Below are 21971 nucleotides of genomic sequence, written 5' to 3'. Positions count from 1 at the left end.
GGGTAGCGACTGTTCCGGGCGCCCTGATGCGGTTGGGACAGAGGCCGGCGGGGGTCAGTTGCAGCGACCGTTGATCAGGTTCATCGAGACATCTATGCCCCGGGTTATGAACAGGGCGACCGCTTCCTCCATCAGGCTGGCCCGCTGATGAAACAGGTGCACTTCCTCAGCCGACATGTTCGCCAATACATATCGATCCACCGGCTGCCCCTGTCCAGCATGATCGATACTCGGACGACCAACACCTATTTTCATACGGGCAAAAACATCGGTCCCGAGGTGACCAATAATGGAACGTATGCCATTATGTCCTCCAGCCCCGCCCTGGCGTACCATTTTTATCCGTCCTGGTTGCAGATCTATATCATCGTGCATGATCAGTACATGCTCAAGGGGAATTTTGAAGTAGTCGACAAAAGCCCGCACACAAACACCGGAGCGGTTCATATAGGTCTGCGGCTTGACAAGAAGCACCTGAGCGCCATGGATACCGCCACGGCAGAACAAGCCCTGCATTTTCTCGGAATCTACCCGCCATCCATGACCGTCGGCAAGATAATCAATGAACAGGAAGCCGACATTGTGACGGGTACGTTGATACTGGGAGCCAGGATTACCCAGGCCTGCTATGAGAAAAAAACCAGGGCTTGCCATGCGGGATCAGGATGAGAAAAAACGAGCCGAAATTTTTTCGGCTCGTTACACTTCGATGCCGCAGCAGGAAACAACTTTTGTCGTTGGTTCCCCCTGCGATCAATAGACGGTGACAACCGTGGTGCCGGCCTTTTCCAGCATTTCAACATTCTGGGGAATATCCAGGTCACCAAAGGTCAAGCCACGCCCCCCCTGCTCCAAGGGAGTAACATCAACCTTGATCATATCCGGGATATCAAGCGGACAACCGCGCAGGCGCACTGTATTTCTGAAAATCTGCAGCTCACCACCAAGATCAACACCTTTAGCGACCCCACTGAATTCAATCGGCACGGTAAAAGGAACAGCACGGTCGAGTTCGATCTCAAAAAAATCAACATGCAGGACTTTGCCGGAGACCGGCTCTTTTTGAATTTCCTTGACCAGAGCATTCCGCTTATCTTTGCTGTCGCCTTCAATTTGCAGTGTGACGACGGCATTACGCCCTTGAATGGACAAAAGACTTTTAAAGAGCTTTGCAGTTTCAAACTGGAGAGGAACCGGTTCAAGACCCTTACTGTACAGATTGGCGGGGGTCATTTTCCGCATACGCATCTGCCGCATCGGCCCCTTTCCGAATACGCTGCGCACTGTTGATTCAATATTCACCTGTAGCATATACGCCTCCCCCCCTGACTCCGGGATCTAAAACAATTCATCAAATTTCTCATTAAATTTCTCTGTCCGGGTAACGCAATCGTCTCCTCGCACCTGGTGAACGATTACGGATCCAGACCTGATACTTTGTTGCACTGTCAAATCCAATCCTTGAGAGAATTTCTCCATGCCCGTGGTTCAATGCGCGAGTGCACTTCGCTTCAGAACAATGATATCTCGTTTTCGGATAGACACTTGTTAAACAAACAGGTAACTGACGGAATCTTCGTTGTGGATCCTGCTGATAGCTTCTCCGAGCAATGCGCCCACGGACAGGACGGTTATTTTTTCGCAACGGCTGGCATCTTCCCCCAAGGGAATGGAATTAGTGATCATCAGTGACTTCATACAGGATGCCTGAATACGCTGGATGGCAGGCCCGGATAAAACTCCATGGGAGCAACAGGCATGGACCTCTCGTGCGCCCATCTCCTTGAGGATCTCGGCTGCACTGCACAGGGTGCCGGCAGTATCGACGATATCGTCGAGCAGAATGGCTGTTTTTCCCGCCACATTCCCAATGACCTGGACCGCCTCGCACTCGTTGGCCCGCTCACGACGTTTGTCAATGATTGCCAGACCGGTATTCAAGCGCTTGGCAAAAGCCCGTGTTCGTTCCACCCCTCCTGCATCGGGAGAAACCATGATTACGTCGGAAAAGGTATTTCGGATATACTGTAAAATGATGGGAGCCGCATAGAGGTGATCGACAGGAATGTTAAAAAACCCCTGAATCTGTCCGGCATGCAGGTCCATGCACAGGACTCTCCGGGTGCCGACCACCATGAGCATTTCAGCGACTGCTTTCGCGGTTATCGGCACCCTGGGTCGAACCTTACGATCCTGACGCGCATAACCGTAATAGGGGAGCACTGCGGTAATCCTGCGGGCTGATGCCCGCCGCAAGGCATCAACCATGATCAGCAACTCCATGAGATTGTCATTCACGGGTGTACAGGTCGGTTGAATGACAAAGACATCGGCGCCGCGCACATTTTCGCCAATTTCAACGGCGATCTCCCCGTCCGAGAAGGCCTTGACTTCCGCCGCGCTCAGGGGAACCTGCAGATAGGCACAGATTTCCCGGGCAATGGCCGGGTTGGCATTGCCACTGAAAATCTTCAGTTTATTTGGCATGGTTCACATCTCTGCTGAAATTGGCTGGGGCGGGAGGATTCGAACCCCCGAATGCAAGGATCAAAACCTTGTGTCTTACCGCTTGACGACGCCCCAGTCCATGAGCTGATTTGCATTAGTAAGGACATTGCCCTGTTCGCTCCTGGTGAGCGGAGCAACCATGAAGGTAAACTTGATTCGTTTCCTGAGAACATTGTATGAGGATTCGGCATCCTCTCTGCGGGCAAACAGCCCGAACACCGAAGGCCCGGAACCCGACATCAGGGCCATTTCGGCTCCATGAGTTCTCAGCTCGTTTTTCAGTCGCCCTATCTCCGGATAGCGGACGACAGTGACACTTTCCAGATCATTTCGCAGAACCGCCGACTGCGGAAATTCGTTGCAACAGCGGTTCTTTTCATCTGAATTATTAGTATTTTTTTTAAAACATTTTTTCTTACTTTTATTTTTACCGACTGTCAATGCAAAAGTCTGATACACCCATTGCGTGGATACTGGAAATCCTGGATTGACCACAACCACGGTATAGTTGGTCAACGGAGCGACAGGAGTGAGTATTTCACCGATACCGGTCGCTCTGGCGGCAGGAGCCTCACCAAGAAAAAAGGGAACATCCGCTCCCAGGCGCAACCCCATGGCGGCCAGCTCTTTTTCGGAACACCTGACCGCGGTCAATGCCTGCATCCCCTTAAGAGTGGCGGCGGCATCACTGCTGCCTCCCCCCAATCCAGCCGCCACGGGTATTCTCTTGCGCAGCACAATATCCACTCCGGATAGAGGCCCGGCACATCGGTCCGCCATGGTCCGCAGAAAGAGATCCGCAGCCCGATACACCAGATTCGTTTCGTCCTCCGGCGCTGTACCGTTCGGGCAGCGAAGACGGATGCCTTTACCGCCGCGCCTGAGTTCAAGTTCATCACACAGACCGATCTTCTGCATCACGGTTTCAATGGTATGATACCCGTCCAGCCTACGCCCGGTGACCCGCAACCCGAGATTGATCTTTGCCGGAGCAGAGAGGAAGAGCGTGGTCTGCTGAAGCACCGACATACCGTTCTCGCCAGATCAGCACAACTTGACATACCGCATTTTCAATTCATAGAGAATACGGGTCAACAGTTCTTTGTCGTCAGCATCGAGATTGTTTCTGGTTTTATCGGCAAGCAGAATCAAGGTGTCAATGGTATGCTTGGCCAGTTCAAGATCCACCAGCTTTTGCCCGGTTTCCGGGTGCGGCAACTCGCCCATGTGGTACAGGGCGGAGGTGTTAAGGGACAGAATAAAGGAAGCGAACGTCACTGCCGGCATCACGCACCTGCCGGAAGAGTCTTTGATCCGGCCGTCCGGGCATTCGCCGCAATTTGTTTGCGAATCGGTCATCTTGTTGGTCATCTTGTCGGTCATCGTATCGGTCATTCTTTTCCACTGAACAGGACAGGTCCCGTTACCGTTGATGTCTCCATGCAGATTTCTCCCAGCGTCCACCGGTGACTGGTGCCTGCAAGGCCTTGATTCCAAGGGCAGAATTCCCTTCCGCAGCGCTTTCTTTGTCTATGGACACGAATTTTTAATTATACCGATGTTCTTAAATGTTCACAAGCTATTAACGCAGAAAAGACCCATTCCGTTCTCATCTTTCAGCGCACCCGCACCTGAATTCGTAAGCATTCGTCCGTGCGTCAGCTTTATTGCCGGTAACCGTTCAATTAAAGTAAACTTTATCAACGGTTACCGGCAATAAAGCTGACGTGCGGACGGACGCCCCGAAGGGCGGCTGGTGAAGGGTATTCTCAAGGATTCATCTGTAATTATAATATTATTACAGCAAGATATGCTAAAAACAAGCGCCCAGCCGTCATTGATTCAGGCCGCATTCATCACCCCCGGAGAACCTTCTCCTTGAAGAGAAGCCTGCTAGCGACTATATATGCAACATTGTACCCACTGATCAACATGAAGTACTGGTCAGCGGGTCCAGTGTTCAGGCCATGCAGTCCTGCCCTTGCAACCGCCTGGATCCGTGCGCGTCCGTCCGCACGCCCCCGAAGGGCGGCTGGTGAAAGGTATTGTCAAGGATTCAACTGCAATTACAATTTGCTGACAGCAAGATATATCCAATGCAAGAGTCCAGGCGTCACGGATTCAGGAGGAGGTAGAGATGGAAGAAGTCCGCGTTCGTTTTCCACCCAGTCCCACCGGATACCTGCACATCGGTGGAGCCCGGACAGCTTTGTTCAATTGGCTGTTTGCCAGAAGACATCATGGCAAACTGATCCTTCGCATCGAAGATACCGATGAAGAGCGATCAACCCGGGAATCCATCGACGGCATCATCGACGGTTTGCAATGGCTGGGCCTTGATTGGGACGAAGGGCCTTATTTTCAAACTGAATACAGCGCCGACCATATCGAAGCAGCCAATCGACTGTTGGACTCGGGTCACGCATACGCTTGTTTCTGCACCAAGGAGGAACTGGAGCGGAAACGCGAGGAAGCCGTGCGGGCCAACAGGAGGGAAAGCGGCTATGACGGCACCTGCCGTCACCTGAACGCCGAGGACACCAGGGAAAAACAGGCACAGGGGCTCCCTTTTGTGATTCGATTCAAAGTGCCCGAGCGCCAGGGTACACTGTTCTACGACGACGAGGTCCTGGGTCGCATTGAACGGGCGTATACCGAAATCGAAGACTTTGTCATTGTCCGCTCCAATGGCAAACCGCTCTACCTGCTATGTAACGTCGTCGATGATATCCGCGACCGCATCAGCCATATCATCCGCGGCCAGGATCACATGACCAACACCACCCGTCAGGTCCTTCTCTATGAAGCGCTGGGGGTTAAGTTACCTGTCTTCGCGCACATGCCTCTCACGCTCGACCTGCAGAAACGAAAAATTTCCAAGCGGAGCCACGGTGAGGTTGTGTCGGTGCAGTTTTACCGGGACCAGGGTTTCCTTCCCTGGGCCGTGTGCAACTTTCTCTGCCTGTTGGGCTGGAATCCGGGCACTGATCAGGAAATTTTTTCCCGTGAAGAGCTGATCGAAACCTTCAGCCTTTCCCGTATGAGCCGGGTTAATTCGGTCTTCAACTACAAACCCGGCGACCCGAAATTCTTTACCGATCCGAAACTGATTGCCATCAACGAGCACTATCTGCGCACCATGGACCTCGACGAATTGGGCGAGCTGGTGCGCAGGGAACTGGAGGTCGAGGATCTCTGGGACCCGGCCTATGCAGGAGGCAGACGCGCCTGGTACCTGGCAACCCTGGACATGATTCGGGATCGATTTCATACGCTCAAGGATTTCACCACCATTGGCCGCGCTTATTTCGCGGATACCTACGCCGTTGATCCCAAACCACTGGCAAAAAATCTGCTCAAATACCCGGATCTGAAAACCTGGCTGCCGCAACTGGCGGAACGATTTTCTTCTCTGGAGGAGTTCGATGCCGCGAAGACCGAAAGTGTCTGCCGCCAGCTCGCTGATGAACTACAGATCAAACCAGGTGTACTTATCAATGCCATGCGAACCGTTCTCACCGGCCAGTTGGCCGGACCATCGATATTTGATATTATCACCACCCTGGGCAGGGATAGAGTGACAACTCGATTGCGGCATATCGATCATCTTTTTGAGGCTACATAATTTTTTTCAGGATCTCAAAACACCCATGACAACGGAAAAAGAAGCAGTAAAAAAACCGCTCGATTTCATCCGCCAGATCATTGCCGACGACCTCGCCTCCGGAAAACATCAAGGCATCGTCACCCGTTTTCCACCCGAGCCCAACGGATTCCTCCATATCGGCCACGCCAAGTCGATCTGTCTCAATTTCGGGGTTGCCCGGGAATACAATGGGGTCTGCCACCTGCGCTTCGACGACACCAATCCCGATAAGGAGTCAACCGAATACGTCGAAGCGATCATGCGCGATGTCCGCTGGCTGGGATTCGACTGGGAGCCCCACCTCTATTACGCTTCCGATTATTTCGAACAACTCCACGACTGCGCTGTTCGCCTGATCGAAATGGGCAAGGCTTATGTCTGTCATCTCTCCGCCGATGCCATCAGGGAGTATCGCGGCACCCTCACCGAACCCGGCAGGGAGAGTCCCTACCGCAACCGCTCCGTCGAGGAAAACCTCGACCTCTTTGCCAGGATGCGTGCAGGAAATATCGATGAGGGCGTCTGCGTGCTCCGGGCAAAAATCGACATGGCTTCCGCCAATATTATCATGCGGGACCCGGTCTTGTATCGCATCCTCAAAACCAGCCACCATCGCACCGGGGACAAGTGGTGCATCTATCCGATGTACGACTTCACTCACTGTCTTTCCGATATGCTGGAGCAGGTCACCCACTCCCTCTGCACTCTGGAATTCGAGAACAACCGCGCCCTGTACGACTGGGTCCTGGATACCCTGCAAACTCCAAATCACCCGCGTCAGATTGAGTTCGCCCGCCTGAACATCAACTACACCGTGACCAGTAAACGTAAATTGCTGCAATTGGTGGAGGAAGGACACGTATCCGGTTGGGATGACCCGAGGATGCTGACCCTGTCGGGCCTCCGCCGCCGGGGCTGCCCACCCGCCGCCATTCGCCACTTCTGCGCCACCATCGGTATCGGCAAGCGGGAGTCCTGGATCGACATGGGCGTCCTTGAAAACGCGGTTCGCGAAGAACTCAATCAGCATGCTCCCCGGGTTTTCGGTGTGCTCGAACCGCTCAAGATTGTCCTTACCAACTATCCGGAAAACCTGGTCGAAGAGGTGGCCGCCCAGAATCATCCTCAGGAGCCGGCCCTGGGCGATCGACAGGTGCCTTTCTGCCGGGAACTGTACATCGAGCGTTCGGACTTTATGGAAGACGCTCCGAAAAAATTCTTTCGCCTCAGTATCGGCCGCGAGGTACGGTTACGGTATGCCTATCTGATCACCTGTCACCAGGTAATCAAGGACGCGGAAGGCAGGATTGTGGAACTGCACTGCACCTATGATCCCGAAAGCAAGGGCGGCTCGTCCCCCGACGGACGCAAGGTCAAGGGAACCATCCACTGGGTATCCGCGCCCCATGCCATGCGAGCCGAAGTCCGCCTCTACGACCGGCTCTTTACTGTTGCCGACCCGGAGATGGACAAAGAAAAAAGCTTTAAAGAATTCCTCAATCCAAGATCCCTGACAGTCTTGACAGACTGTGCACTGGAACCCGGGCTGGCACGGGCGACCCTTGAAGACCGTTTCCAGTTCGAACGTCAGGGTTACTTCTGCCTCGACTCCGTGGAGAGTTCCCCGGATAAACCGGTCTTCAACCGGATCGTCACCCTCCGCGACAGTTGGGCTAAAATCAGCTCCACTGCATAAAGGCCTGGATCCGTGAGCGTTTGTCCGTGCGGCAGCTTTGTTGTTCGTGGCCGTTCGATTAAAGTAGACTTTATCGGACGGTTACGGGCAATGAAGATGGCGTGCGGACAAACGCCCCGAAGGGCGGCGGGTGACGACATATTGCAAAAAAAATCGCCGCATTTACAACCTATTTACAGTGAAATGCACTCCAAACAAGACTCCAGGCGTCACGGATTCAGGAAAGGGCCATGGCTATTGTCAATCTTCGCCCAATGGCTATGAACCAGAGCGGCACCTTCATCGCCATTATAGGTGGGTGGTAACCTGTGCGCCTTCACCATGGCCATGGCCATCTCCCAGATCGGCTCCCAGCTCTCTCCGTTAATCTCCGCTGATCAGGTATTCAGGCTTTATACTCCCGGAAACGGTGCAGCACTTCCTCCATCTGCCGCGGAGAGAGCAACGGCGGCTCAGCTACCTGCAGAGCAAGCACATAAACCCGTGCCAGGTTTTCCACTTCGATCGCCAGCTCCAGCACCCGGTCAAGATCGACGGCACAACAGATCATGCCATGATGGGCGAGAAGAGCGGCACACCGGTCGCGCAGGGCCTCAAGAACGCCATTGGACAGTTCCTGGGTGCCAAAGGTGGCATATGGCGCACATCGAATGCTGTCGCCGCCGGCCAAGGCGACCATGTAATGGAAGGGCGGGATAGGCCGCTCCAGGCAGGCAAGAACCGAACAATACGGGCTGTGGGCATGGAGGATACCACCGGCTTTGGGATGATGACGGTAAATATCACGATGCATGCGCCATTCGGAGGACGGCTTGCGCTGCTCTCCACCGCCTATGAGCTGACCGGAGAAGTCCAGCCAGACAACATCCTCCGGGGTGCAGTCCTGGTATGCCAAGGCGGAAGGGGTAATCAGAAAGCCATCGCCGCAACGGACGCTCAGATTGCCGGAGGTGGCCTGATTGAGGCCCAAAGCGTTCATCGCCCGGGCGGTTGACAGCAGTTTCCGCCGCAGGTCTTTACCGTCCAGGATCATCGGTGTTCCGGGTAGAGGCCAAGGAGCCCTTCGCTGCTGGCCGGGCAGATCCCGCGCTCGGTCACCAGACCGGTCACCAGGGCTGCAGGGGTGACATCAAAGGCGGGATTGAGTGCCGGCGTGACCGCGGGTGCAATGGAAACCACCCGCACCTCACCCCCTGCATCCAGCCCCTGAATCCGCAAGACCTCCTCCGCACCCCGCTCTTCGATGGGGATGGCAGCCAGACCATTGGTCACCGACCAATCCACCGTGGAACCGGGCAGGGCCACATAAAAAGGGACACCGTTATCAGCAGCGGCCAGGGCTTTGAGGTAGGTGCCGATCTTGTTACAGACATCACCGCTTGCCGTGGTCCGATCAGTGCCCACCAGACAGAGATCAACCTGGCCGCGCTGCATGAGATGCCCACCGGCATTGTCTACGATCAGGTGATGGGGAATGTCGGCTGCGGCCAGTTCCCAGGCGGTGAGGGACGCACCCTGGTTGCGGGGGCGGGTCTCATCCACCCAGACATGGACAGGAATACCGGCCCTGGCGGCCTTATACACCGGGGCCAGGGCAGTCCCCCAATCCACCGTGGCCAGCCAGCCGGCATTACAGTGGGTAAGAATGCGGACCGGATCCCGGCCGCCTTTCTTCCGCCAGATTTCCCTGATCAAGACCAGGCCGTGCTCGCCGATGGCCTCGTTGGTCCGCACATCTTCGCTACAAATCCGCTCCGCCTCCCGATAGGCTGCCTCAAGCCGCATCTCCTCCGCCACAGGCAGCACAACACGGAGCATCCGTTCCACTGCCCAGCGCAGATTGATCGCTGTCGGCCGACAGGAGATCAATTGCCCGGCCATATCTTCAAGATGCGCTGTCCTTGTCCCTTCACGAAGGCCCAGACAGATTCCATAGGCAGCAGTGGCCCCGATCAATGGTGCCCCGCGGACCTGCATGCTTCTGATAGCGTCCATTGCCTGCTGCAGACTGTCCAGGCGGACCACAACAAAAGTAAAAGGCAATCTGGTCTGATCAATGATCTCAACACCGAGACCATCCGTGGCCAGCCAGATTGAACGATATTCTCGTCCGTCTACTTGCAAAAGAACCTCCCTGAATCCGTGACGGCTGGACTCTTGTGTTAGATATATCTTTTTGTAATAACATTATAATTGCAGCTGATCCTTTGAAAACACCTTGCACCAGCCGCCCTTCGGGGCATCCGTCCGCACGCCATTTTCATTGCCCGTAGCCGTCCGATAAAGTATACTTTAATCGAAAGGTTACGGGCAACGAAGCTGACGCACGGACGAACGCTCACGGATTCAGGACCTCCTGGTACAGCGGTAATCACACTCAAGGCGAGTGCGCCGGAATCATGATCGGGGCAAAAAACACCCCGCCTTTGCCTTGAGCCTCCTGGTAAAACCCAGGGCCATCCCACTCGACCTTCTGTTCAAGATACCCCGGATGCATGACCTTGAGGGTGATTTTGCTGCTGCTTTCCAGTTGTTGTCGGTCAAACTGGCGAACACCCCGCAGGGGAGTCATACCCAGATAAATCCACTCATCCCCGCAGGGCGCCTGTGGACCCCGCATCTGGTAGAGAACATAGGAGCCCTCCGGCTGCGAATTGACTTTAAATTGCACCGTTGCCGTCTTCTCACTACACCCTGCCAGGATACTCACCAGCACCAGGGCAACGCCCAGGCACCACCCCTGCCGTTTTCCTTGCAAAAAGCATCGGCCTTGTTTTGCTGCCATGCCGGTTACCTCGGTTGGAGTTCAATGAAGATGGGATGGGCCTCTTTCCGGGCCTCTTCCCTGCTTTGATGACGGGTGTTGACCCAGAATGAGCTGATCGCCTCCCGGTACCCCGGTTTCCGCATCTGAATGGTCACATACTCCGGTCTGCCGTCATCGGACTCCCAGACAACGACCACCGGAGAGACCCCCAGAGAAGTGTCATCCCGAAGGTTGACCACTTCGGCTCCAGACGGAGAGCTTTCAAACTTCACCGCTCCGTACATTTTTTTTGAACATCCGGTAGCCACCAGCAGAACTGCCAGGCTCACCAGACAAAAAATAAAACGACCAACTGTGCGTGGACACACCATCTGCCTCCTCCTGTTTTGTGAACAGAATTTCCTGGAAATGGGCAACCGGCAAAGCCGGTGCCTGTCCAGAAAAAAATATTTCCCTGAATCCGTGAGGGCCGGACGCTCACGGATTCAGGGGAAGCAAGCCGATTCTGGATCGGCACCAGCCAACATCTGCGGTTGCCTCCGAGAAATTACCTAACCCGTTCGGTCCAGGTCAAGGTAATTCGAGACAGCCCAACGCCGGACATAATCAAAAGATCGACAAGTCACCAAGCGGAGACCAGTGTATCATTCCATCGCCGGACAGGATATCCAATATCTGGATTTTTCTCCAGCACTCTGCTATATACCCAGTAATCTGTTTTTTTTTTGCTTAAACATTTCCCTGAATCCGTGAGGGCTGGACGCTTGTTTTGGATATATATCACTGTAATAATGTTATTATTACAGCTGAATCCTTAGCAATACCTTTCACCAGCAGCCCTTCGGGGCATCCGTCCACACGCCATCTTCATTGTCCGTACCGTCCGATTAAGTGTACTTTGATCGAACGATCACAGACAATAAAGCTGACGCACGGACGAACGCTCACGAATCCAGGATTTACCCAGCCTTTGTGAACGGCCATGACCGATCCGCATACAACGCTGAACAATCTGAAAGTTTCCGGAAATTTACCCAGCATGCCCCAGGTATTGGTGCAACTGATCGATCAATGCCACGCTTCAGAGGTCAATCTGCAGGCCATTGCCCGGATCGCCAACAAGGATACGGCCATCTGCGCCAAACTCCTCCAGCTCGTCAACTCAGCTTTTATCGGAGCACGCAAAGCCTTCACCAACCTGGAACAGGCGGTGGTCTACCTGGGTGTTGACACTGTCCGCAATCTCGCGGTCAGCGTCTCGGTGCAGCAGGTGTTTCGCCGGGTGGAAACCAATGGCCTGCTTTCCATTGACCGGTTCTGGCACCACTCGTGCCTGGCGGCCCTGCTTTCCAGAAAAATTGCTGAACACGTCGGCTACCCCGATCCATCGGAGGCCTATCTGGCCGGTCTGCTGCATGATATCGGCAAGCTGTTGTTATGGATGGCATTTCCCGGTACCTACGCGCCGCTGCTGCTCAAAGGTGTCCGCTGCCACAGTGGACGGTTGGCCTTTCTTGAGGAAGAAAAACTCCGAATCAATCATTGTGAAGCCGGAGCCTGGCTCTGTGAGCAGTGGTGCCTGCCCGCCCTGCTTGCCGATGCCATCCGCTACCACCACCACCCGGTCGAGGACGTGGCCCGGGCTCTCCCCCTGACCAGAATTACCGCTCTGGCCGACCTACTTGCCCACGGAGATTCCACCGACCGGGAATGTCTGGAAACAGCCGGCCGATATTTCAACCTGCAGCCGGCCCAGGTTGGTCAACTGTACGAAAACCTTGAAGAACAACTTGCCCAGATTGCCGATGGCCTGGGCATCCATATAGCAAAAAGTGCCAAGACCTCACATGACAGGGAACCGGAGAGTGAGGAGAGCCACAAGGAAACCACCCTGGGGCTGATCCATCGCATTCGTAACATTACCCAGCTCAACGGTGTGCTTGCCAACCTCCTTCAGGCCGAAAACAAGGAACAGATCGCTGCTGCAGCGGAACAGGGGTTGAAAATTCTTTTCAATGAGGATGCCTGCTTGCTCCTGCTGTGGAACAAGGCCACCAGAAGGCTCCACTGCCTGACTTCCGCGGACAATAAACTGGCCAGGGAAACAGCAGGGTTATCCTTTTCCCTTGATCGTCATGATCAGAGCCTGCCAGGACAGGCAATGGAAAGTCTTGCCCCCCTCTTCCTGTTCCCGGGGAAGGGGTCGGAACAGACCCGGCCCACCCTTCTTGACGCCCAGCTGCTCAGACTCCTGGGAACAGAAGGGATGGCGGTGGTCCCCATGAACCACCGCGAGCAACGACTGGGGCTCCTGGTTGTCGGACTGCATAAACAATCACCCCTTGCCGCCGGTGGTCCCGTGCCGCCCCTGTGTCTCCTTGCTGCCCAGACAGCAATTGCCCTCTATCTGGACCAGGTGCAAGCAGCGCAAGCGGAACAGATCGTTATTGAACGTCTGCGATCTGCCGGCCTTGTGGCCCGAAAAGTCGCCCATGAAATCAATAATCCGCTGGCCACGCTGCGCAACTACCTGCATATTATCACAGGAAAATGCAGGGACGGGGAGGCCCTTGGCGATGAACTCACCATCATCGACCATGAGCTGGAACGGATCAGCTCCTTGACCCTGCGCCTGGAAAAACTGGCTGACGAAGAGATGCCCCCCCACTTTGAGCACGTGGATCTGCACAGCCACATCAAGGAACTCATTGCCCTGTACAAAGGATCACTGCCGGCGGGCAATCAGATCTCCCTGAGCTATATTCCCTGGGAAACCCCTCTGATTCTTGACACGGACAGTGGCTTTCTTCGCCAGATCCTAACCAACCTCATTGATAACGCCCTGGAGGCTCTGGGCACCAAGGGAGAGATCATTGTCCGGAGTGAACGACATCTCGACACGATTCTCATTTCGGTGACGGACAACGGCCCTGGGGTCGATCCAACCCTGCAGGACGATCTCTTCACCGCTGGCGCCTCAACCAAAGATGGTCGCCATGCCGGACTCGGCCTGGCGATCGGCCAACAACTGGCTCAACGCCTCGGTGGAGCACTCAATTGTCTGTCCCGCCGTGGCCGGACAGTGTTCACCCTTGCTCTTCCGGCTTGAATCCCTTGTTCTCATTACAAAATAACCATTATTTTATTGGACATTTTTTGGTAAACACGCTTGAATGCGCGGCATGCGGAAATGGTTTTTACCGAAGCCCATTTTTGCGTACATTTTCATCTGGTGCAAGTACATGACTACTGGACCTGGAAACTGAAACCATTTCCCAGGGCCTGAAATGTGAATCAGCAGGCGGGCGGGCTGAAGTATGATTCTCTCCTGAATCCGTGGGCGACTGGTGAAGGTTAACCTCAAGGGTTCTGCTGCAATTAGAACCTGATCACAGCAAGAGACATCCCAAAAAGACTCCAGCCGTCACGGACTCAGGTCTCTGCTCGGCAGCCTGATCGCCCGCGGATGGAATGCTGTTGAACGCTTACGCTTTTTCCAGGCGAAATATAGAACAAAACTATCCTCTTTCCCTCAGACAGAGAAACTTTATGCCCAAAATGCACACTGTTCTCATCGTCGATGATGAAGTCCATTTCTGCAGAAGTCTTGAAGGCCTTCTGGAAGCGGCTGGATATGAGGTCTGCATTGCTCACTCAGGTCAAGAGGCCTTTCAACGCCTGCAGCAACAACCCTGTTCAGTCGCCCTGGTCGACATGAATCTGCCCGACTTGAGCGGTAATGATATCGCCGCGCGAATCAATGCTGAGCATCCCGGAACATCCGTCATCATTCTCACCGGCAACGCCACCATTGATAACGCTGTGGAGTCCCTGCGCCAAGGTGTCTACGACTACCTCCGTAAACCCTGCCCCCCTGAGCGTCTCACCAGAACCATAGCCCGCAGTATTCAACATAAGCAACTGAAGCAGGATCTGCACAACAGCGAAAAACGCTTTCGTCAACTCGCCCAGGCCACCTGGGAGGGAATCATCATCTATGAGCGAGGTACTCTGCTGCAGACCAATGATCAATTATGCCGGATGTTCGGCTATGAGGAAGAGGAGCTGCTGGGTCGTCAGATTTTTGATATCCTCCTGGACCGTCACTCTATCCGCACCATGCCGCAACAGGCTGACCCGGAAACCATCGGCCCCTTCGAGGCCCGGGGCATCAGGAAGGAGGGGACCACCTTCCCCCTGGAAATCAGGGTCAAGCATATCGACTTCAAGGGCCGCCAGGTGCAGGTAGCCGCCATTCGGGATGTCAGCGCCCAGGAAGCCGCCATGCAGCAGAAAATGGCCCTGATGGAAAAACTGGCTGATGCCCGGCGCATGGAATCCCTTGGCCTGATGGCAAGTTCGGTGGCCCATGACCTCAACAACATCATGGCCGGCATCATCACCTACCCGGAACTTCTTCTCATGGACCTTGGAGAAAACTTCAAGTACCGGGAGGAATTGATCATGGTCCGGGAAGCCGGCAAGCGAGCGGCCGCCGTGGTCAATGATCTGCTGACCGTGGCCCGGGGAGCAACTTGTAAAAAAGAAGTTCGCAACATCAACGTCATCATTACCGAATACCTCAACTCAGTTGAATTCAGGGAAATACAGCAGCGATATCCACAGATTAAAATCACGCCGTACCTGGAGGGCAAGCTGATGAACATCCGCTGCTCGACCATGCACCTCTCCAAATCGATCATGAACCTGGTCAATAATGCCGCCGAAGCAATACAATCCCAGGGACAGATCATACTGACCACGAAAAACGTCCATTTTTCCGAACCCTATAGAGGTTATGAAACCATCGATCCGGGAGAATATGTACTGATCTCGGTGGAGGACAACGGTCCCGGAATCTCGATTCAGGATATCAAGCAGATTTTCAGCCCCTTTTACAGCAAAAAAGTTATGGGCCGCAGTGGTACCGGACTCGGCCTGGCCGTGGTATGGAATACCGTGCATGATCACGGTGGCTATATCGATGTGAACAGCAGCAGCAAAGGCACCTTGTTTTCCCTGTATTTTCCCATCGAACGGAACGGTGTCTGCAAACCGGTGGAGCCCGCGCCGGTTTTCAGTAACCTCCGTGGCAGTGGACAGAAAATCCTGGTTGTCGATGATCAGAAAAGTCAGCGGGAAATCGCCAGTCGATTGCTGACCCGTCTCGGCTATCAGCCCCTGACGGTCAAATCAGGTGAGGAGGCCATCGAGTTTATTAAAAAATCGCCTGTCGATCTGATCCTTCTCGACATGCTCATGGATCCAGGTATCAATGGCTGCGAAACCTACCGACAAATCATTCAGTTCGCTCCCGGACAAAAGGCCATTATCACCAGCGGCTACTCCAGCAACGAAGATATTAATCGAGCCATGGACATGGGCGTCAGTCAGTTCATCAAAAAGCCGTACTCCCTTCAGGAACTCGCCCAGGCTCTCAAAATGGAAATCAACTCCACACCGACCTCGGCTTGACCGGATCAGGTCGCCGAATTTCTGTAGCATACCGACGAACGGAGCCTTCTGTGCACCGGCACAACCCACTTCGTGTTTTCTCCCTACTCACCTGGAGATCTTTGCATGCGTACTTTTGTTTATATTCTTACCCGGCCCTTTGTATGGTTCTGGAAGCTGCTCAGTTCCGGCCTTACCGTTCTTTCCAATCTCCTGTTCCTCGCGCTGTTTCTGATCATCATCACCGCGCTGTTTTACACCCCCAAAACCACGGTTCCGGAAAACAGCGCCCTGCTGCTGGCTCCGGTGGGCGGCATCGTCGAGCAACGCTCACCCATGGATCCCATGGCCCGGATTTTCAACAATCTGGCTGGCAAGCCCCTGCATGAGGAAACCTTTCTTCAGGATGTGCTTGATGCCGTGCACACGGCCGCCGATGATCCACGGATCTCGCTGCTGATTATCAATACAGATCGAATGGGTCCTGCCAGTCTCGATCAGATCAAAGCCATAGGCCTGGCCATCGACCACTTCAAGCAAACTGGTAAGGAGGTCGTCGCCATGGGCAATACGTTCAACCAGGCCCAGTACTATCTGGCCTCCTGGGCCGACCGCATCTACCTGCATCCCATGGGAGGGGTACAACTCCGCGGCTTTTCTCTTTTCCGCCTCTATATGCGCGACCTGCTCGACAAACTTGCCGTAAATGTCCACGTTTTCCGTGCAGGCGCCTTTAAAACAGCACTGGAACCGTTTGTCCGCAACGATATGTCACCGGAGGAACGGGAAGCGAGCAGTCAGTGGCTCGGCAACCTCTGGGATCTATACTGTACCGACATCGCCACCAACCGGAAGGTCACGGTCACCTCTCTCCAGGCCGACATTGACAATCTCATCCTTCGCTTAGCCTCGGTGAACGGTGACCGGGGCCGGATGGCCCTGACCTCAGGTTTGATCGACGACTTGAAAACCCACCGGGAAATGGAAGATTATCTTCGCTCCCTGGTGGGGCCGGGCCCCCAAGGCAAGGGATACAATCATATCAGCCTGGATAAATATCTGCAGACACTGACCCCTTCCTACACGGACACCAAAAAACAGGAAGACCTCATCGGCATCATCATCGCCCGTGGTACTATCATGTACGGCAAGGGCGCAGTCGGCCAGATCGGCTCGACCCCCCTGGTCAGCCAGATTCGCCAGGCCCGGCAGGACCCGCGGGTAAAAGCCATTGTCCTGCGTATCCACAGTGGCGGAGGCAGTGCCTTTGCCTCGGAACTGATTCGCCAGGAACTGATGCTTGCCCAGCAGGAAGGCAAACCGGTGGTCGTTTCCATGGCCGCCGTGGCCGCATCCGGTGCTTACTGGCTGGCCGCCAACGCGGACAGCATCGTGGCGGCTCCGGTAACCCTTACCGGATCCATCGGTGTCTTTGGGGCCGCCCCGACTCTGGAGCAGACCCTGGCCAAAATCGGCATGTATGGTGACGGTATCGGCACCACCAACACAGCCCAGTTTGGTAACCCGGCTACAGCCATGGGCGACGATGAACGAGCCGTTCTGCAGATGCAGGTTGATACAGGTTATGAGCAGTTTATTGATATCATTGCCCAGGGACGGAACATGTCCCGGAACAGGGTGATGGAACTCGCTCAGGGAAAGGTCTGGGACGGTACCACCGCCCACAGACTGGGTCTGGTCGATACACTCGGATACTTGAGCGATGCCATTGCTGAAGCCAGGCGCCTGGCCGATATTCCTGAAGCGACCGGTACCTATATCGATGCGGAATCCGTGTCCATCATTGAACGTCTCAAGCGGCTGGAAAGGCCGCTGCAAACCTTGGCGCAGCGTATTCAACCAAGTGTTCTCTCCGGGTTGCCGTCGGAACAGCTGGCCGACCAGTTCGACTTTCTCCTGACCGGCGGTGACCCTCATTCTCTGTATGCCCACAGCCTGTTGCCGACATCGGCAGGCACCTTTGAGTGATGGAGGACCAGAGACTGGGTTCGTGCACTCAACCCTTGAGAACAGCTAACGGGTGCAGTTCCATCACCACCTCGACAAGGTCCTGCTGAGAGACGATAACCTCGCTGATGTCCTTATAGGCGCCTGGCGCCTCTTCCAGATCGCTGCGGTGACGAAGACTGTGGAGCACCTTCCGGGCCTCGAGCTTACCGATTTCTTCCTTCAAATCGAGCCGGCGGCAGGCCTCCTTGCGCCCGAGAACGCGTCCGGCTCCGTGTGAACAGGACATGAAGGATTGCGGGTTGCCCAATCCGCGAACGATATAACTGCAACTGCCCTGGGATCCCGGGATGATCCCGTACTCCCCCTTAAAAGCGCGGGTGGCGCCTTTGCGGTGCACCAGGACCTTGCGGAAAAAATGCTCCTCAAAGGCCGCATAATTATGAGCAACATCAAAGGCTGGCTCAAATTGCTCACAGCCGGAAATCTCAGCGACAATCTCCTGAAAAACAGTCATCATCTCGCTTCGATTGGCGCGGGCAAAGGCGACACAATAGGCCATTTCCCGTATATACTTCTGACCGGTGGCTGAGTCCAGCGGCAACACGGCCAACTGCCACTCTTTGGGAATCACTCCCTTTTTTTGGCTCCCGGCCATCTGAACAGCGAGTTTGTTATAGACCCCGGCCACTTTATACCCGAGGTTTCTGCTGCCGGAATGGACCATCAACCAGATTCGATCATCACTGCCTCGCTGAATCTCGATAAAATGATTGCCGCCGCCCAGAGTTCCTACCTGGCAGCGGGCACTGGCAAATTCAGCGGCAACCACCGGTAGATCCCGTTCGAGCATGTCGGTTCCTGGATCCGGGAGGACCTCAACCGGCCGCGGTCGACTGTGATGTTTGAAACCAAGAGGAACAGCACGGCGCAGTGCGGTCAGGATACGGCGCAGCTGCCCAGAATCGAGAGCATTCAGACCGGTGCGCACCACCTGCATGCCACAACCGATATCAACCCCGACTGCATTGGGAATAACCGTATCATTGGTGGCGAGAACACCGCCAATGGGCATACCATAGCCAACATGCGCATCGGCCATAAGGGCAATATGATGAAAGGCGCATGGCAGGTTGGCCAGATTTTTTGCCTGAACCAGCGTTTCCTGATCGAGTTCGTCCAACCAAAGGAAAATCGGAATTTTTTCTGTTGTTATGACCTGTTTCATAGTCCTCTCTTGCTCTCTTCGATTTCCGATATATAGTGAGGCAGTGCCTATCCAGTAACAAGCTCTTCCACTCTGAAGCAAGGCGCGCTCGCAAAGGGACCTGCAGGCAAGGAGGTAATGGTCCAAGGTCAACGATCACAGGTGCCCATCTCTGCTTGAAGGCGGCAATCCGCTTGGAAGGGCTGTAACGGGCTACCCCGTCTGCATAAATCCGGGCCGCTGTGATTGCTCGCACCCGAGGAGTGTGGCGGATACCGCAGTAATACTCACCCGGTGACCGGGTAGATCCAGGAGCTTATCATCGAACCTTTCTCATACACCATGCTGACAACCGACACCCTCACCCACCTCTGGGTGAATCTTGGTTGGCCTCTGACGCGCCTGCTCCTCTTTCTCGCTGTCGGCCTGCTGGTGGCCCTGGTCATCGAGTCGCTCAACTGGACAAAAAAACTGGCTGTCATCGCCCGTCCCCTGACGCGATTCGGTCACCTTTCGCCCCTCACCGGTGCTTCTTTTTCCATGTGCTTCTTCTCGGGCATCGCCGCAAATACCATGTTGGCGGAGGGATACGACACCAAGAAACTCAGTCGCAGGGAATTGATCCTGGCTAATCTTTTCAACAGTCTGCCCAACAATTTTCTCCACTTGCCCACAACCTTCTTTATAGCTGTACCGATTATCAAGGGAGCGGCCTTTATATACCTCGGCCTGACTGTCGGCGCTGCCTTGTTCCGCACCCTGGTGATCACTGTGCTGGCCCGCCTGCTGCTCCCTGCGACCAATACAGGGGAGATCGCGCAGGCTGATCCTTCCACTGAGCAGCGCCCATCCTTCCGTGCCGCTCTGCAAAAAGGTCTGCAACGCTTCCGGCGGAGGATCCGTAAAATTATCAGTTATACCGCACCTATTTACATTCTTTTTTATTTTCTCAACGAAGCCGGTTTTTTTTCCGCGACCCAGCGTTTCATGACCGAACATCTCAGCTGGCTGTCCTGGCTCAGCCCCCAGGCCATCTCCATCATCACTTTTCAGGTGGCTGCCGAATTTACCGCGGGATTGGCGGCGGCCGGCGCTCTTCTGGCCGCCGGCTCCATGTCCTCACGGGAAATTGTTCTGGCATTGCTGGTCGGTAATATTCTCTCCTCCCCCATCCGCGCCGTTCGCCACCAATACCCCTATTATGCCGGCATCTTCTCGCCTGGCCTGGCAGCGCAACTGATCCTTTTCAGCCAGGGTTTTCGCGCCATCAGCATAGTTTTGGTGACAATTGTGTATTATTATATGACACTGTAAGGCTGAACAAGGGCCCAGCCTGAATCCGTGACGGTTGGACTTTTTTGGAAATATCTTACTGTAATCAAATCAAATTATAACTGACGCACGGACCAACGCCCACGGAGACAGGCCCAGGTCAGCAGTGCTGCCTCTCAAAACGACAGATTCATGGAGAGGCACTGCATCGGCACCTGAAAAGCCGGACGATATCACAGGTACCCCGCCGCTCCTTGCATGCTCGCGCCAACCGTACAGAGGGGTTCCAGTGTTTGCCACGCCTGGATACATCCAGGCCGCCTGTGGCCGACAATCGATGCACGACCATTTCTTTTGGAAAGGGAAGGTATCCCTTTCGTAGCTTACAGGAAAATAAAGATGGAAAAAGCAATACTTGCGGCTATTGACGGTTCTGCCTCCAGTTCCAACAGCCTGGACTATCTGGCCCGCCTTTTTGGAACCGACAGGACCCTGTCCATCCACCTTGTCAGTGTGGTTCCCACGGGTGGCAACGCCGGCAAGGAATGGATGTTTGATGTCGACCCGTACCGCAGGCAAGCCCCGGCAACCGATAAACGTACTCAAGTGGCCAACAAGCATCTCCGGGACGCTCAGGAACGGTTACAGCGCCAGGGATTTACCGCTGATCAAATTCAAACCCATGTCAAAACGGCCACATCAGGTGGTATCAGTGCCGCTATCCGCGACGAGGCCGAGCGCGGTCACTATGATACTGTCCTCATCGGCCGGCGCGGTCACGGTGCGGTCGGCAACATGTTTTTCGGCAGCACCTCGGCGGGACTGGTTGATACCTGCCACAACATTCCCCTGTGGCTGGTGGATGGTACCGTCACCTCCAACCGGTTTCTCCTGGCAGTCCACAGCCAGCCAGCCTCTCTACTGGCCGCCGATCACCTTGCCTACATGCTCAAAGGCCATACCGGGGTGGACATCTGCCTGTATCACTCGGACAGTGTCTTTGGAAAACAGCAACCAGCCCGGCCGGAGGAGTTTCATAAGCAATGGGGCAAGGCATGGTGCGATCAATATCTTGATCTCGAGAACTACCTGTTCTACGCCCATGCGCAACTGCTGATGGAAAATGGGATCCCCAAAAACCGTATTACCCAGCTTCCCATGCAGATGCACCTTGATGTCAGCGCTGACCTCCTCCGCCAGGCAAAACAACACAATTGCGGCACCATCGTCATTGGCCGACGTAGCCGTGGTGGCAGCGCCGGCCAGATCAAAGGTGTTTCCGACCGGACTCTGAAGCAGGCACAGAATACTGCCGTCTGGTTAGTCGGATGACCCTGGCCAGCCAGAATTCATCCCTGGATCTGGGAGCGTGCCGGTGAAGGCGAATTGTCAAAAATAGCTTGGTATTTTCAAAATTATTACAGAAAATTAAATCAAAAACAAGCGTCCAGCC

16 protein-coding genes, 1 tRNA gene and 1 pseudogene are annotated in these 21971 nt (G+C 54.7%); 7 read left to right on the top strand and 11 right to left on the bottom strand.

The window, feature by feature from the left end; genetic code table 11:
- Nucleotides 1–54: 54 nt before the first annotated feature.
- The 6 genes and pseudogenes from pth to JWG43_RS04710 all read right to left on the bottom strand — a co-directional run bounded on the left by pth (nt 55) and on the right by JWG43_RS04710 (nt 3903).
- Nucleotides 55–654, bottom strand: a complete 600-nt coding sequence (gene pth, locus JWG43_RS04735) for an aminoacyl-tRNA hydrolase (RefSeq protein ID WP_205241672.1) — start codon at nt 652–654, stop codon at nt 55–57.
- A gap of 99 nt (nt 655–753) precedes the next feature.
- Nucleotides 754–1311, bottom strand: coding sequence for a 50S ribosomal protein L25 (locus JWG43_RS04730; protein ID WP_205241671.1), 558 nt, complete (start codon nt 1309–1311; stop codon nt 754–756).
- Nucleotides 1312–1548: 237 nt separating this feature from the next.
- The gene (locus JWG43_RS04725; RefSeq protein WP_205241670.1) at nt 1549–2487 is read right to left on the bottom strand and encodes a ribose-phosphate diphosphokinase; all 939 of its coding nucleotides are present in this window, start codon (nt 2485–2487) and stop codon (nt 1549–1551) included.
- Nucleotides 2488–2508: 21 nt separating this feature from the next.
- Nucleotides 2509–2583: transfer RNA gene (locus tag JWG43_RS04720), tRNA-Gln, on the bottom strand.
- A gap of 93 nt (nt 2584–2676) precedes the next feature.
- A pseudogene (gene ispE, locus JWG43_RS04715) lies at nt 2677–3537 on the bottom strand (4-(cytidine 5'-diphospho)-2-C-methyl-D-erythritol kinase); the annotation flags it as partial.
- A gap of 15 nt (nt 3538–3552) precedes the next feature.
- Nucleotides 3553–3903 carry a DUF1844 domain-containing protein gene (locus JWG43_RS04710; RefSeq protein WP_240193386.1) on the bottom strand — a complete coding sequence of 117 codons (351 nt, stop codon included), beginning with the start codon at nt 3901–3903 and terminating at the stop codon, nt 3553–3555.
- Between the two features lie 742 nt (nt 3904–4645).
- Between JWG43_RS04710 and gltX the strand changes: the two genes are divergently transcribed.
- Both gltX and JWG43_RS04700 read left to right on the top strand, forming a co-directional pair.
- A complete protein-coding gene (gene gltX, locus JWG43_RS04705) occupies nt 4646–6133 on the top strand; it encodes a glutamate--tRNA ligase (protein ID WP_205241668.1) in 1488 nt (495 codons plus the stop codon).
- A gap of 25 nt (nt 6134–6158) precedes the next feature.
- Entirely contained in the window at nt 6159–7850 is a 1692-nt protein-coding gene (locus JWG43_RS04700; RefSeq protein ID WP_205241667.1) for a glutamine--tRNA ligase/YqeY domain fusion protein, read from the top strand.
- A gap of 385 nt (nt 7851–8235) precedes the next feature.
- Here JWG43_RS04700 and JWG43_RS04695 read toward each other — a convergent pair whose 3' ends face one another.
- The 4 genes from JWG43_RS04695 to JWG43_RS04680 form a co-directional block, all read right to left on the bottom strand.
- Complete coding sequence (locus JWG43_RS04695) at nt 8236–8883, bottom strand: class II aldolase/adducin family protein (protein WP_240193385.1); 648 nt, start codon at nt 8881–8883, stop codon at nt 8236–8238.
- A complete protein-coding gene (mtnA, locus tag JWG43_RS04690) occupies nt 8880–9974 on the bottom strand; it encodes an S-methyl-5-thioribose-1-phosphate isomerase (RefSeq protein ID WP_205241666.1) in 1095 nt (364 codons plus the stop codon). Before mtnA ends, JWG43_RS04695 begins: the two co-directional genes overlap by 4 nt.
- A gap of 253 nt (nt 9975–10227) precedes the next feature.
- On the bottom strand, nt 10228–10635 hold the full coding sequence (locus JWG43_RS04685) for a hypothetical protein (protein WP_205241665.1): 408 nt from the start codon (nt 10633–10635) through the stop codon (nt 10228–10230).
- 5 nt (nt 10636–10640) lie between these two features.
- Nucleotides 10641–10988, bottom strand: coding sequence for a hypothetical protein (locus JWG43_RS04680; protein WP_205241664.1), 348 nt, complete (start codon nt 10986–10988; stop codon nt 10641–10643).
- Nucleotides 10989–11656: 668 nt separating this feature from the next.
- Between JWG43_RS04680 and JWG43_RS04675 the strand changes: the two genes are divergently transcribed.
- The 3 genes from JWG43_RS04675 (at nt 11657) to sppA (ending at nt 18060) form a co-directional block, all read left to right on the top strand.
- Nucleotides 11657–13726: an HDOD domain-containing protein gene (locus tag JWG43_RS04675; RefSeq protein WP_205241663.1), complete on the top strand. Its 2070-nt coding sequence runs from the start codon at nt 11657–11659 to the stop codon at nt 13724–13726.
- A 440-nt stretch (nt 13727–14166) separates the two neighbouring features.
- The gene (locus JWG43_RS04670) at nt 14167–16092 is read left to right on the top strand and encodes a hybrid sensor histidine kinase/response regulator (RefSeq protein WP_205241662.1); all 1926 of its coding nucleotides are present in this window, start codon (nt 14167–14169) and stop codon (nt 16090–16092) included.
- Nucleotides 16093–16197: 105 nt separating this feature from the next.
- On the top strand, nt 16198–18060 hold the full coding sequence (gene sppA / locus JWG43_RS04665) for a signal peptide peptidase SppA (RefSeq protein WP_205241661.1): 1863 nt from the start codon (nt 16198–16200) through the stop codon (nt 18058–18060).
- 28 nt (nt 18061–18088) lie between these two features.
- Here sppA and JWG43_RS04660 read toward each other — a convergent pair whose 3' ends face one another.
- Nucleotides 18089–19267, bottom strand: coding sequence for an RtcB family protein (locus JWG43_RS04660; protein ID WP_205241660.1), 1179 nt, complete (start codon nt 19265–19267; stop codon nt 18089–18091).
- A gap of 321 nt (nt 19268–19588) precedes the next feature.
- On the opposite strand from JWG43_RS04660, the gene JWG43_RS04655 reads away from it, so the two are divergent.
- On the top strand, nt 19589–20560 hold the full coding sequence (locus JWG43_RS04655) for a hypothetical protein (protein WP_205241659.1): 972 nt from the start codon (nt 19589–19591) through the stop codon (nt 20558–20560).
- A 357-nt stretch (nt 20561–20917) separates the two neighbouring features.
- Nucleotides 20918–21850 carry a universal stress protein gene (locus tag JWG43_RS04650; protein WP_205241658.1) on the top strand — a complete coding sequence of 311 codons (933 nt, stop codon included), beginning with the start codon at nt 20918–20920 and terminating at the stop codon, nt 21848–21850.
- The last annotated feature ends 121 nt before the right edge of the window (nt 21851–21971 follow it).

Source organism: Desulfobulbus alkaliphilus (assembly GCF_016918545.1).
GTDB classification, from domain to species: Bacteria; Desulfobacterota; Desulfobulbia; order Desulfobulbales; family Desulfobulbaceae; genus Desulfobulbus; species Desulfobulbus alkaliphilus.
The sequence above is the reverse complement of the archived record's forward strand: the minus strand, read 5'-3'. Positions and strand labels throughout refer to the sequence as shown.

Bases quoted from the DNA above. Each gene is read 5' to 3' on its own strand.
- pth (WP_205241672.1), bottom strand. From the start codon at position 654: ATGGCAAGCCCTGGTTTTTTTCTCATAGCAGGCCTGGGTAATCCTGGC.
- JWG43_RS04730 (WP_205241671.1), bottom strand. From the start codon at position 1,311: ATGCTACAGGTGAATATTGAATCAACAGTGCGCAGCGTATTCGGAAAG.
- JWG43_RS04725 (WP_205241670.1), bottom strand. From the start codon at position 2,487: ATGCCAAATAAACTGAAGATTTTCAGTGGCAATGCCAACCCGGCCATT.
- JWG43_RS04710 (WP_240193386.1), bottom strand. From the start codon at position 3,903: ATGACCGATACGATGACCGACAAGATGACCAACAAGATGACCGATTCG.
- gltX (WP_205241668.1), top strand. From the start codon at position 4,646: ATGGAAGAAGTCCGCGTTCGTTTTCCACCCAGTCCCACCGGATACCTG.
- JWG43_RS04700 (WP_205241667.1), top strand. From the start codon at position 6,159: ATGACAACGGAAAAAGAAGCAGTAAAAAAACCGCTCGATTTCATCCGC.
- JWG43_RS04695 (WP_240193385.1), bottom strand. From the start codon at position 8,883: ATGATCCTGGACGGTAAAGACCTGCGGCGGAAACTGCTGTCAACCGCC.
- JWG43_RS04685 (WP_205241665.1), bottom strand. From the start codon at position 10,635: ATGGCAGCAAAACAAGGCCGATGCTTTTTGCAAGGAAAACGGCAGGGG.
- JWG43_RS04680 (WP_205241664.1), bottom strand. From the start codon at position 10,988: ATGGTGTGTCCACGCACAGTTGGTCGTTTTATTTTTTGTCTGGTGAGC.
- JWG43_RS04675 (WP_205241663.1), top strand. From the start codon at position 11,657: ATGCCCCAGGTATTGGTGCAACTGATCGATCAATGCCACGCTTCAGAG.
- JWG43_RS04670 (WP_205241662.1), top strand. From the start codon at position 14,167: ATGCCCAAAATGCACACTGTTCTCATCGTCGATGATGAAGTCCATTTC.
- sppA (WP_205241661.1), top strand. From the start codon at position 16,198: ATGCGTACTTTTGTTTATATTCTTACCCGGCCCTTTGTATGGTTCTGG.
- JWG43_RS04660 (WP_205241660.1), bottom strand. From the start codon at position 19,267: ATGAAACAGGTCATAACAACAGAAAAAATTCCGATTTTCCTTTGGTTG.
- JWG43_RS04655 (WP_205241659.1), top strand. From the start codon at position 19,589: ATGCTGACAACCGACACCCTCACCCACCTCTGGGTGAATCTTGGTTGG.
- JWG43_RS04650 (WP_205241658.1), top strand. From the start codon at position 20,918: ATGGAAAAAGCAATACTTGCGGCTATTGACGGTTCTGCCTCCAGTTCC.